The following is an 11,676-nucleotide window of genomic DNA, read 5'->3' as shown; positions in this document are numbered from 1 at the left end:
TGGGAGGCGTGCGGAGCGGATGCTCAGTGCATGAGCATCCCGCCGGTGACGTTCACCGCCTGGCCGGTCATGTAGCCGGCATCGGCGGAGGCGAGGAAGACGGCGACCCCGGCCACGTCGTCGGGGTCGGCCAGACGGCCGAGCGGCGAGTAGGTCGACCACTCGGCCACGTCGGCTTTGGTGCGCGTGGCGGCGCCCATCTCGGTGAGCACGTAGCCGGGGCAGATGCAGTTGGCGGTGATCCCGGATGCGCCGAGTTCCAGCGCGGTCACCCGGGTGAGAGCGATCACGGCGGCCTTGGAGGCGGCGTAGTGACCCTGTCCGGCGCCACCGGTCTTGCCGGCCATGCTGGCCAGGTTGATGATCGTTCCGCCGGATCCGGCGGCGATCATGGCGCGCGCGGCGATCTGCGTGGTGACGAGCATCGCCGTGGTGTTGATGGCGAACATGGCGTCCCATTCCTCGACCGAGATGTCGAGAAGCGGGGAGAAACGGAGGATGCCGGCGTTGTTGATGAGCACGTCGATGCCGTCGAGCTTCTCGATGGCTGCACCGAGGGCATCCGTGGTGCTCGCGCCGTCGGTGAGGTCGACGGGGAAGAAGTGGCAGCCGATCTCCTGGGCGAAGGCGCTGCCCTGCTCGGCGAGGCGGTCGAGGACGCTGACCTCAGCACCCTCGGCCGCGCAGCGCCGGGCGATGGCCGCCCCGATGCCACGCGCCCCACCCGTGACCACGACGCGCTTTCCCTCGAGCCGGGGGAGAGCTGGTCGGGCGGTGACCGTGGAGGGGAGCGCCATGGCGAGGGTGCCTTTCTGGAGGGTGGCCCGGTGGCCGGCCCGAGGACCGGCCACCGGAGAGGACTACTTGAGACCGATGGAGGTGTCGATGTAGTCGTTCGTGTACAGGTCGGTGGCCTTCAGGCCGTCGGCCGGCGGGGTGCCGAGGTTCTGGAAGATCGGCAGGGTCTGGTCGAAGAAGTCCGACAGTCGCGCATCGTCGAAGTCGCCGATCGTGTCGTTGTCGCCGTTCGAGACGATGCCGAGGTCGGTCATGGTCTTGAACGAGTAGTCGGCGACGCCCTGCGAGTAGACCCAGCCGGTGTCGAACTGGGAGACCAGGTCGAGGATCAGCGAGTTGACCGCGGTCGGGTCGGCGAAGTAGTCCACCTCGGCCTGCTGCAGAACGGGAACCAGCGCCTTGAGGCAGTCCGAGTTCTTCTCGAGGTCGCCCGTGCGGATGGCCATCACCGACTGGTAGTAGTCGTAGCCCGTGTCGTTGATCAGCTGGAAGTTCACCGGCTTCATCCAGTCGGCGACCTCGTTCTCGTAGATGTACGGCTCAGCGGTGGCGAAGCCCTGCTGCGCGGCCTTGCCCTGGTCGGCCACGAAGTTGGCCGGGGTGCCGTCGTAGGAGCCGTCCGCCTGGGCCGCGGGCACGATGCCGGCCGACGTCAGGTACTCCATGTAGGCGGAGTTCGCGAAGTAGCGCACCACGGCGCCCTGGCTCGTGACGTCCTTGATCGTCTTGGCGTCGGGGTAGGTCGCCGGGTCCCACATGATCATCAGCGGGCTCTTCTCCAGCGGAGCGAAGACGGCCGTGGTGGGGAAGTCGGCCGAGTTCTGGATCTGCTCGTCGGTGGAGACGTAGCCGAGCAGGATGTCGGGGTCCTGGTACATCGTCGAGGTGACGTTCTGGAATCCGATCGCGGGTCCGCCCGAGCGGATCTCGACGTTGACCCCCGTGTACTCGCCGTTCGAGTAGAGCGGGCCGGAGACCTTCTTGTTGGCGGCGTCGATCGTCGGGTTCGGCCCGAGCAGCTCGTAGAGGTGGCCGTGCTCGGCCTCCGGGTTCCAGTCGGTCTGCAGCACCACGTTCGCCGGGCACACGCCGGAGAGGTCGGTGGCGCCGATGGCGGTGTCGGCCGAGGAGGTCGAGGTGTCGGTGCCGCCTGAACTGCTGCAGGCAGTCAGGGCGAGTGCGGTGGTGGCGACCAGTCCGGCTGCGAGGACGAGCCGTGTTCGGGTGCTGCGCATGTCATCTCCTTGTAGTGGGTGCGGTGCGTGTGATTGTGGTGCGGTGGGACAGGTGGGGCCGGATGCCGCCCGAGGGCCGCATCCGGAGGTCGTCGTGGCTCAGCTGGCCGAGAAGTCGTACCAACGACCGACGACGCGCTTGCCGATCCAGCCGAAGATGGCGAAGATCGCCACTCCGAGGAGCGCTGCGGTGATGATCGCGGCGAACAGCTCTGCGGACTGGAGCCGCGAGGTGTAGGTGCTGAGCAGGGACCCGAGACCCGGGTCTCCGCGGCGGAAGAAGAAGTCGCCGACGATGGCGCCGACCACGGCGAGACCGGCGGAGATGCGCATCCCGGCGAAGATCGCCGGCAGGGCGGCGGGGAACTCGAGCTTGGTGAGCACCGTCCAGCGGTTGGCGCGCTGCAGCTGGAAGAGCTCACGCTGCCCGCGATCGACCGACTGGAGGCCGAAGAGGGTGTTCGAGACCATCGGGAACAGCGCGATCATCACGCACACGATGATGCGGGCCGGGTAGTCGAAGCCGAACCAGAAGCCGATCAGCGGCACGAGCGCCAGGATCGGGATGCACTGGAGCACCACCGCGTAGGGGTAGAGCGAGCGCTCGACCCATTTGGCCTGGCTCATCGCGATGGCCCAGAGCACGCCGATCACGATCGCCACGGCGAGGCCGATGAGAGCCACGAAGGTGGTGCGCCCCAGCGCCACCACGAGTTCGTTGAAGGTCTTCGGGTCGAAGAACGCCGCGAGCACCTCGTGGGGCGGAGGCATCAGGAAGCGGCGCTTCTCGTCGAGGATCAGGTAGCTGATGGCGTACCAGATGGCCAGAACGCCCGCGAACACCGCGATCGGCGGCAGCCAGGTCGCCGTCCGGTTCTTCGTGGTGCGCACGGTGGCGGGCCGCATCAGGGTGCGGTTCTTCGGGGGAGCCGGGGGCGTGGTGGTCATGAGCGGTCGCCTTCTCGGGGAGCTGCGGGGATCATCAGTGGTGGCCCTCTCGGAGTGCGTGCGAGACCTGGCCGCAGAGTTCGGCGAATTCGGCGGTGAAGCGGATGTCGGGGTCGCGGGGGAAGGGGAACTCCACCGGGAACTCGTCGACGATCTTGCCGGGGCGGCCCGACATGACGACGACCTTGGTGGAGAGGTACACCGCTTCCGACACGGAGTGCGTGATGAAGAGGCCGGCGAACTGCTGCTCGGTGAAGAGCTTGATGAGCTCGTCGTTGAGGCGCTCGCGGGTGATCTCGTCGAGTGCGCCGAACGGCTCGTCGAAGAGGAAGAGCTCGGGGTCGAGGGTGAGGCTGCGGGCGAGGCTCGTGCGCATCTTCATGCCGCCCGAGAGCGTGCGGGGGAGATGCTTCTCGAAGCCGGTCAGGCCCACGAGGTCGATGGCCTCCTTGGCCGTCTTCTGCCTGTCCTTCTTGGGCTTTCCGTTCAGCTCGGCGAGCAGTTCCACGTTGGACTGCACGTCGCGCCAGGGGAGCAGCGTCGCATCCTGGAAGACGTAGCCGATGCGGCTCGTGTCGACCTGCGTGACGCCCTCGGTGGCGGGGGTGAGACCGGATGCGATGCGCAACAGGGTGCTCTTGCCGCATCCGGAGGGGCCGACGACGGTGACGAACTCGCCGCGGTTGACGGTCAGTGACACTCCGGAGAGCGCCGTCGTGCCGTTCGGGAACGTCATGGCGACGTCCTCGAAATGCAACAGCTGATCGGTCGTGGTCGCGGGAGCGACAGGAGGGGTGGCGATGGACATGGAGCTTCTCACCTCGTTTCGAGAATGGCTTCGGTGGATCGGGACGTGATGATGGGGGCGATGTGGCGGGTGACTTCGCTCTGGGCGACCAGACGGCCGGCGTGCACGACGTAGCGGTCGGCCGAGGCGTTGGCGACGACATCCGAGAGGTTCACGCCACGCACCGCGAGGAGCTCGGCCTTGGCGCCGACCACCACGCCGGCCTCGGGCAGGCTCATGACCGAGCGAGCGCCGCTCGACACGGCGGCGTAGGCCTCGTCGAGCGTGAGGTGGCCGGCCGTGACCAGCAGCGAGGCGGTCTCGAGAGCGTCGCTGCGCCCTACGGGGTTGAAGGGGTCGCGCACGTTGTCGGCGCCGGCGCCCAGCCGCGCTCCCGCGTCGAGCAGGGCGCGCACGGCGGTGAGACCGCGAGGGGTGGAGACCGGATGCTCCCAGCCCTGCAGGTAGAGGTTCGTGATGGGGAGCGTGACGATGCCGATGTCGCTCCGCACGATCTCGGCCACGACCTCGGCCAGTTCGGCCTGCTCGAGGGTGCCGAGCCGCACGCAGTGCCCCGCGGTCACCGGCTGGGTGGAGGGCCAGTCGCGCACCACGGAGGCCAGGGTGCGCAGGGTGAGCGCTCCGCCGAGACTCTCATCGGTGTGCATGTCGACCCCGACCCCCTGGCTCGCGGCGATGGCGAGCAGGCGGCGGAGGTCGGCATCGGGGTCGTCGGCGAGGTGGGGGGCGCCGCCCACGAGGTCGACGCCGAGTTCGAGGGCCTCGAGCACCTGCCCGCTCGGCACGTTCGGGCCGGCGAGGGCCACGAGTTCGAGGTCGAGCAGCTCCCTGAGTTCATCGCGCACCTGCACGAGGGCGCGCACGCCGCGCATCGGCTCATCGCCCGAGAGCAGGTCGACGTGGCAGCGGATGGCGGTGATGCCGTTCGCCAGCATCGCGAGGGCCTGCTGCCGGGCGCGGTCGGCGATCGACTCCGTGGTCATGCCCGCCGAGTAGCGCTTCCACGACTCGATGGCGAGAACGAGGTCTCCCATCGGCGGCTCGATCAGATCCCAGCTGAGGGCCTTGTCGAGGTGGGCGTGCGGCTCGGCCGGGGCCGTGAGGAGCAGGAAGCCGTCGAGGTTGAGGGTGGAGTCGGCGTCGGCGTCGGCGCCGGTGGTTCCTCGGCGGCTGATGTGACTGTCGCCGTCACCGCTGCCGGCCGGCGTGACCGCCGTGACCGTGTCGCCGGTGATCTCCACGTCGACCCGCGAACCGTCGGCGAGGGTGGCATCCGTTAGCCGGGTGAGGGTGCGGGGGAGGACGTTCATCGAAGCGATCTCCCCTCAGACGACAGGTCTCTCAGACCCGGGTGATGATCATCGCGTCGTCGAGGTGATCGTTGGCATGGATGTTGATGGGTTCAACATGGGCCACGCTACGGACGGCTCGTTTCCGGCGCGTAACGCGAGCATTTCCGAATGTAAATTGCGGGTGGGGACGATTTCGCGCGGGGCGCGTTTCGTGGTTACTGTCTCACTGACAGGGCGAGCAGAAGGAGGTGCCCCATCACGTCTGGAAGCGTCGCACTCGACGAGCAGACCGTGCGCCTCGGCGCGCGCATCCGCTCGTTCCGCCGCGCTCGCGGCCTCACGCTCGTGGAGCTGGCGCGGCTCGCCGGGCTGTCGCATCCGTTCCTCAGCCAGCTCGAACGTGGGCAGGCGCGGCCCAGCATGGTGTCGCTCGAGAAGATCGCGCGGGCACTCGGCTCCAGCCAGATCGAGCTGATCGCCGCGGCCACCGACGACCTGCTGCCCCCCACGACCGGCACCGGGCGGGTGTCGATGGTGCGGCGGAGGGAGGGGCCGCAGGGGCCGTTCGGCGGTGGCGAGGCCCGCATCCTGGTGCACGGCGACGTGCCCTTCATCCCCCTGGAGTTCCGCGGTTCGAACCGTTCGCTCGGCGAGTTCTACACCCACGAGGAAGACGAGTTCCTGCACGTCGTGGGCGGTTCCGTGCTCGTCGACCTCGCCGACGAGGGGGAGTTCGAGCTGGAGCCGGGCGACTCGATCCACTACGCCGGAGGCACCCTGCACCGCTGGTGCTCGCGGGGCGACGGCGAGTACCACCTGTTCATCGTGAAAGAGCGGCGGGCGGGGTCGTGATCGTGTTGTCCGAGTCGTTCGTGTTGCTCGTGTCGTTCGTCTTGCTCGTGTCGTTCGTCTTGTTCGCGGTCGTCTCGTTCGTGGGGGTCGTGTCGTGAGTGTCGAGCTGGCCGAGATCGAGATGGTCGTGTCGGCGGCGCGGGCGGTGGCGACGGATGTCGTGCTGCTCGAGCTGCGGGCCGCCGACGGGTCGTCGCTGCCCGCCTGGGCGCCGGGAGCGCACCTCGACGTGACGGTGCAGGAGGGCGTGGAGCGGCAGTACTCGCTCTGCGGCGACCCGTCGGATCTCTCCCGGTACACGGTCGCCGTGCTGCGCGAGCCCGACGGGCGCGGCGGATCGCTGCACGTGCACGAGCACATCGTCGAGGGCACGTCGCTACGGGTGCGGGGGCCGCTCAACCACTTCGCGCTGTCGCTGCCGCCCGCGTCGACTCCGTTGATGCCGCACTACGTGTTCGTGGCGGGGGGCATCGGCATCACGCCGATCCTGCCGATGGTGCGCGCCGTGGCCGCGGCCGGGGTCTCCTGGGAGCTGCACTACGCCGGGCGCTCGCTCGAGCGGATGCCCTTCGTCGACGAGCTCGTCGCCTCGTACGGGTCACACGTCTCGGTGTACACGCCGGAGGCGGGGCACCGGCTCGACCTCGCGTCTCTCTCCGGTGGTTCTGTCTCGAAACCTGTTGCGGTGTACTGCTGCGGGCCGGCGCGGATGCTCACCGAGCTCGAGTCGTTTGCCGCATCCGCTCGCTGGCCGTCGGGCACCCTGCATCTCGAGCGCTTCGAGGCTCGTGCGGTGGCCGAACCGGTGCGGCATGAGGCCTTCGAGGTGGAGCTCGAGATCTCGGGGCTCACCGTGACGGTGCCGCCGGATCGCACGATCCTCGAGGTGGTGGAGGATGCCGGCGTACTGGTGTTGTCGTCGTGCCGCGAGGGCACCTGCGGTACCTGCGAGACGCCCGTGGTGTCGGGCGAGGTCGAGCACCGCGACTCGGTGCTCACCCCCGACGAGCAGGAGGCGAACGAGGTCATGATGATCTGCGTCTCGCGCGCGGCGTGCCCGCGCCTGGTGCTCGAGCTCTAGCCGCGCCCCTCCTCCGGGTTGCCACAAGTTGTGGCAACCCGCGCCCCTGGGCAACACGTGGTGGCAACTCGATGCCGCGCGCGGGTGCGTGCACGCGCGGCTCCACTCCTGGTTGCCACAAGTTGTGGCAACCAGCGCCCCTGGGCAACATGTGGTGGCAACTCGATGTTGCGGGCGGGTGCGTGTAGGTGTGGCCCCGCTCCGGATTGCCACAAGTTGTGGCAATTGCCGGGCCTGGGCAACACGTGGTGGCAACTCGATGCCGCGCGCGGGTACGTGCAGGTGCGGCCCTACTCCGGGTTGCCACAAGTTGTGGCAACCCGCGCCCCTGGGCAACACTTGGCGGCAACTCGATGGGGCCGGGAGCATGCGGGCGGGTGTGCCCTACTTCTGGTTGCCACAAGTTGTGGCAACCCGCGCCCCTGGGCAACACTTGGTGGCGACTCGATGGGGCCGGGAGCGTGCGGGCGGGTGTGCCCTACTTCTGGTTGCCACAAGTTGTGGCAAGTGGCGCGTGTAGGCCGCAGTTTGTGGCACGTCGGCGTGGTGTGTGCGCGTGCGTGGGTCGATGAGTGGGTGGGGTCGGATGCGGGTTGCCATGCGTTGTGGCAACCGGCGCGCGCGTTCCGCCGCAGATGCCGTCACCGGGCGGCGCGGCGGGCGGCCAGAAGTCGCGTGAGGTCTGCCGCGAGGGAACGCTGGTCGTGGGCGACGAGCTCGTAGTCGCGCACCACGACCCGGCCGGCCACCACGACGTGCCTCGGGCGGCGGCCCGGCGACGCCCACAGCAGGCCGGCCACGGGGTCGGCGACGCCCGCGTCGGCGACGCCCGACACGTCCCAGACGCAGAGGTCGGCGGCGGCGCCCGGCCGCAGGTGGCCGAGCTCGGGGCGGCCGAGGCCGATCGCCGAGCCCGACGTTGCCATCGACAGGATGCCGCGAGCATCGATGGGCGGCCCGACGAGCGGGGCGACCTGCATCGCCAGCCGGGCATCCGCGAGCAGATGGCCCGCGTCGTTGCTGCCGCCGCCGCTCGTGCCGAGCCCCACCGGGATGCCCGCCTCGCGCAGCGCCGCGACGGGGGCGATGCCCCAGCCCATCGGCAGGTCGCATCCGGGGGCGTGCGTCGCGGTCACACCGTGCGCGGCGAGCTGGGCGATCTCGTCGTCGGTGACGGCGCAGAGGTGCGCGAGCGTGACGTCGTCGGCGAGCCAGCCCCACTCCTCGAGCAGCGCGATCGGGCGCCGGCCGTACTTCTCGAGCGCGATCGCCACGTCGACCTGCTCATTGGCCTGGGTGCGGCGGCGGAGTCCGCGACGTGAGGCCACCTCGCCGAGCAGCCGGAACGTGGCCTCGCTGTCGCTGTGCACGCCGGCCGGGCCGACCGCGAGCTGGAAGAGACCGTCGGCGGTGATGCCGTGCGGAGCATCCGGAACCAGCGCATCGGCGATCGCGTCGGCGGATGCGGCGGCCTCCTCGGGGTCGTCGCGGGCCGACCCGCGCACTAAAGCGAGGCGACCCCCGAGCTCGCGGGCAGCGTCGGCCGTGGCACGGGCGATGCCGACCGTGTCGGCGCCGGACGGCCAGGTGAGGTGGTGGTCGGCGACGGTGGTGACGCCGCTCAAGAGACCTTCGGCGACCCCGACGAGCGCAGAGGCACGCGCGAGTTCGGGATCGATTCCGATGCGCGCATACTCGGCGGCCATCGTGGGCAGCCAGACGTGCATCGGCACGCCCCGGGTGCCGGGGAGGGTTCGGAAGGCGCTCTGCAGCAGGTGGTGATGAGCATTGACGAGCCCGGGGGTCACGACGCATCCCGTGGCGTCGAGGTGAACGACCTCCGCGTCGAGGGGTGCCCCGGATGCGGCTGCCTGCGTGTGCGCCCGATCGCCGATGCCCTGCACCACATCCGTGACGGTCAGGGTGGTGCCGGTGCTCTCCGTCTGGGCGTCGACGAAGACATGGTCGGCATCGTGGATGATGATCATGGGGAATTTCTAACACGCCCGTGTGTCAGGCTGATGACGGAGAGGACGGTGAACGGATGCTCGAACTCGCGTCGGCTCTGCTCTCCTCGCTCGCGAGCGGGCGCCGTCTCGCGGTGGCGACCGTGATCGCCGTCGACGGCAGTGCGCCGCGTGCCTTGGGCACATCCATGGCGGTCGACGACGAGGGCCGCGTGATCGGCAGCATCTCCGGCGGCTGCGTCGAAGGCGCCGTGTACGAGGCGTGCACCCGGGTTCTGGAGACCGGTTCGGCGGAGGTCTGCACATTCGGTTTCACGGATGATGACGCGTTCGCGGTCGGACTCTCCTGCGGCGGCCGCCTGACGGTGTCGGTGCAGGAGATCGCTCCCGTGGGCGCGCGGAATGCCGTCCCCGACGACGTGCGAGCGGAACTCGAGAACGCTCGCGACGGCCGCGCAGCGGGGGTAGCGCTGCTGTGCGAGAGCGCGGAGGGTCCGCTCGAGCTCCTCGCCGCATCCGCCGGCACCGCCGCGCCGCTCGTGAACCACACGTCAGGGCGCGTGCGGCAGCGGGTGCGCGAGGAGTTGCGGGCGAGCATCCACGCGGGGCGATCGGTGCGACGGCAGGTCGAGTGCGAGGGGGCGGCGGTCGATGCGGTGTTCCTCGTGAGTGCTCCGCCCGCGCGCCTGATCGTGTTCGGGGCGGTCGACTTCTCGGTGGCGCTCTCGAACGCCGCGGCTCTGCTCGGCTACCGGGTCACCGTGTGCGATGCGCGGCCGGTCTTCGCCACCCCGGATCGTTTCCCCGCCGCCGAGGTGGTGAACCAGTGGCCCACCGACTACCTCGCCCAGACGGAGGTCGACGAGCGCACCGTGGTGTGCATCCTGACTCACGACGACAAGTTCGACGTACCCCTGATCGAGGCCGCCTTGGCGCTGCCCGTGGCTTACGTGGGCGCGATGGGCTCGCGCGCCACCCATGAGCGGCGGATCGCGAAGCTGCGCGAACGCGGCATCGACGAATCCGCCCTCGCGTCGCTGCACTCGCCGATCGGGCTCGACCTCGGTGCGTCGAGCCCCGAGGAGACGGCGGTGTCGATCCTGGCTGAGGTGCTGGCGGTCAGGAATGGCGCCAGCAGGCGGTCGTTGTGTGCGACGACAGGTGCCATCCACGCGGCCCGGCAGCTCGCCGAACGGCCCGGAGCAGGCGGAGGAGGAGCATGAGCGCGAACGGCGCACTGGATTCCCGGCTCGTGATCGACGGCGCCTACATCGCGACGGTCGACAGAGCCGGAACGGAATACGACGCCGGCCATGTCGTGATCGACGGCGCGGAGATCGTGGCCGTAGGCGCTGGCGCGGCGCCTGAGTGGGCGCTTCAGGGGTGGGATGCGCCCGCTTCGGCTCCTGTTTCGGCCTCGATCGCGGGCACCGCGTCGGCGGATGCGGGGCGATCCGCGCCGCGCTCGGTCACACGCATCGACGGCCGCGGCCATCTGCTCACGCCCGGACTCATCAACACCCACCACCACCTCTACCAGTGGCTCACCCGCGGTATCGCTCAAGACGCCATCCTCTTCGACTGGCTCACCGCCCTCTACCCGACGTGGTCGCGCATCACGGCCGACACGGTGGGGCCGGGTGCTCTCGGCGGCCTCGCCGTGGGTGCGCTCTCGGGGTGCACCACGATGGGCGACCACCACTACGTCTTCCCGCAGGGTGGTGGCGACATCCTGGGCTCCATCGTCGATGCCGCCGGCACTCTCGGAGTGCGCCTGCACGGCACGCGCGGGTCGATGGACCTCGGCGCGTCGCAGGGAGGCCTGCCGCCCGACTTCGCGGTGGAGACCACGGCCGACGCGCTGCAGGCGAGCGCGGATGCGGTGGCCCGCTTCCATGATCCCTCCCGCGAGGCGATGGTGAAGATCGCCATCGCGCCTTGCTCGCCCTTCTCCGTCACCGCCGATCTGCTGCGGGAGGCGGCCGTGCTGGCCCGATCGCTCGATGTGCGGCTGCACACGCACGGCTCGGAGACGGTGGAGGAGGATGCGTTCTGCCTCGAGCGCTTCGGCCGAACGCCCACGCAGTATCTCGACGATCTCGGCTGGCTCGGCGACGACGTGTGGATGGCGCACTGCGTGCACCTCGACGACGACGCGATCGGCCGCTTCGCCGCCACCGGCACGGGTGTGGCGCACTGTCCCTCGTCGAACGCGCGGCTGGCCGCGGGAATCGCGCCGATTCCGCAGCTGCTGGCCGCCGGAGTGCCGGTCGGGCTCGGGGTCGACGGCTCGGCCTCCAACGAGTCGGGGGAGCTCGGAACGGAGATCCGGATGGCGGTTCTGATGAACCGTCTGCGCTCGGGTGCCACGGCGATGAGTGGGCGGGATGCGTTGTACGTCGCCACCCGCGGCGGCGCGAAGGTGCTCGGCCGGGAGGCGGAGCTGGGGTCGATCGAGACGGGCAAGCTCGCAGATCTGGCCTTATGGAAGGTCGACGGCGTCGCGCACGCGGGCATCGTGGATCCGGTTGCGGCGCTGACCCTCGGCTCGCAGCCGCCGCTCGCACTGCTGCTCGTGAACGGGCGCGAGGTGGTGCGCTCGGGCGCGTTGGTGAATGCGGATGAGGGGCGCATCGCGGCGGGGGTGACGGGCGCGGTCTCCGCGCTGCTCGGCCGCTGACCCGGGCTGCCGGCG

10 protein-coding genes are annotated in these 11,676 nt (G+C 69.9%); 4 read left to right on the top strand and 6 right to left on the bottom strand.

Features of this window, described 5'->3' with window-relative positions; genetic code table 11:
• Nucleotides 1-23 precede the first annotated feature (23 nt).
• The 5 genes from EPO52_RS05985 to EPO52_RS05965 all read right to left on the bottom strand — a co-directional run bounded on the left by EPO52_RS05985 (nt 24) and on the right by EPO52_RS05965 (nt 5,099).
• Nucleotides 24-851, bottom strand: a complete 828-nt coding sequence (locus EPO52_RS05985; RefSeq protein ID WP_290803409.1) for an SDR family NAD(P)-dependent oxidoreductase — start codon at nt 849-851, stop codon at nt 24-26.
• A gap of 9 nt (nt 852-860) precedes the next feature.
• Nucleotides 861-2,033, bottom strand: coding sequence for an ABC transporter substrate-binding protein (locus tag EPO52_RS05980; protein ID WP_290803405.1), 1,173 nt, complete (start codon nt 2,031-2,033; stop codon nt 861-863).
• A 99-nt stretch (nt 2,034-2,132) separates the two neighbouring features.
• Nucleotides 2,133-2,981 carry an ABC transporter permease gene (locus EPO52_RS05975; protein ID WP_290803401.1) on the bottom strand — a complete coding sequence of 283 codons (849 nt, stop codon included), beginning with the start codon at nt 2,979-2,981 and terminating at the stop codon, nt 2,133-2,135.
• Nucleotides 2,982-3,015: 34 nt separating this feature from the next.
• Nucleotides 3,016-3,789 carry an ABC transporter ATP-binding protein gene (locus EPO52_RS05970; protein WP_290803397.1) on the bottom strand — a complete coding sequence of 258 codons (774 nt, stop codon included), beginning with the start codon at nt 3,787-3,789 and terminating at the stop codon, nt 3,016-3,018.
• A gap of 8 nt (nt 3,790-3,797) precedes the next feature.
• Nucleotides 3,798-5,099 (bottom strand): amidohydrolase family protein, encoded by a 1,302-nt coding sequence (locus EPO52_RS05965; RefSeq protein ID WP_290803394.1) that lies wholly within the window; start codon nt 5,097-5,099, stop codon nt 3,798-3,800.
• A 273-nt stretch (nt 5,100-5,372) separates the two neighbouring features.
• Between EPO52_RS05965 and EPO52_RS05960 the strand changes: the two genes are divergently transcribed.
• Nucleotides 5,373-5,933: an XRE family transcriptional regulator gene (locus EPO52_RS05960; protein ID WP_290803391.1), complete on the top strand. Its 561-nt coding sequence runs from the start codon at nt 5,373-5,375 to the stop codon at nt 5,931-5,933.
• 94 nt (nt 5,934-6,027) lie between these two features.
• On the top strand, nt 6,028-7,014 hold the full coding sequence (locus EPO52_RS05955) for a PDR/VanB family oxidoreductase (RefSeq protein WP_290803387.1): 987 nt from the start codon (nt 6,028-6,030) through the stop codon (nt 7,012-7,014).
• 641 nt (nt 7,015-7,655) lie between these two features.
• On the opposite strand, the gene EPO52_RS05950 is transcribed toward EPO52_RS05955, so the two are convergent.
• A complete protein-coding gene (locus EPO52_RS05950) occupies nt 7,656-9,002 on the bottom strand; it encodes an amidohydrolase family protein (RefSeq protein WP_290803383.1) in 1,347 nt (448 codons plus the stop codon).
• 56 nt (nt 9,003-9,058) lie between these two features.
• Between EPO52_RS05950 and EPO52_RS05945 the strand changes: the two genes are divergently transcribed.
• Complete coding sequence (locus tag EPO52_RS05945) at nt 9,059-10,204, top strand: XdhC/CoxI family protein (RefSeq protein WP_290803380.1); 1,146 nt, start codon at nt 9,059-9,061, stop codon at nt 10,202-10,204.
• Complete coding sequence (locus tag EPO52_RS05940) at nt 10,201-11,661, top strand: 8-oxoguanine deaminase (protein WP_290803377.1); 1,461 nt, start codon at nt 10,201-10,203, stop codon at nt 11,659-11,661. The genes EPO52_RS05945 and EPO52_RS05940 overlap by 4 nt, the downstream gene beginning before the upstream one ends.
• Nucleotides 11,662-11,676: the final 15 nt, after the last annotated feature.

The sequence above is a fragment of the Herbiconiux sp. genome, assembly GCF_004297105.1.
GTDB lineage: Bacteria > Actinomycetota > Actinomycetes > Actinomycetales > Microbacteriaceae > Herbiconiux.
The sequence above is the reverse complement of the archived record's forward strand: the minus strand, read 5'-3'. Positions and strand labels throughout refer to the sequence as shown.

Bases quoted from the DNA above. Each gene is read 5' to 3' on its own strand.
- EPO52_RS05980 (WP_290803405.1), bottom strand. From the start codon at position 2,033: ATGCGCAGCACCCGAACACGGCTCGTCCTCGCAGCCGGACTGGTCGCC.
- EPO52_RS05940 (WP_290803377.1), top strand. From the start codon at position 10,201: ATGAGCGCGAACGGCGCACTGGATTCCCGGCTCGTGATCGACGGCGCC.
- EPO52_RS05975 (WP_290803401.1), bottom strand. From the start codon at position 2,981: ATGACCACCACGCCCCCGGCTCCCCCGAAGAACCGCACCCTGATGCGG.
- EPO52_RS05950 (WP_290803383.1), bottom strand. From the start codon at position 9,002: ATGATCATCATCCACGATGCCGACCATGTCTTCGTCGACGCCCAGACG.
- EPO52_RS05945 (WP_290803380.1), top strand. From the start codon at position 9,059: ATGCTCGAACTCGCGTCGGCTCTGCTCTCCTCGCTCGCGAGCGGGCGC.
- EPO52_RS05970 (WP_290803397.1), bottom strand. From the start codon at position 3,789: ATGTCCATCGCCACCCCTCCTGTCGCTCCCGCGACCACGACCGATCAG.
- EPO52_RS05965 (WP_290803394.1), bottom strand. From the start codon at position 5,099: ATGAACGTCCTCCCCCGCACCCTCACCCGGCTAACGGATGCCACCCTC.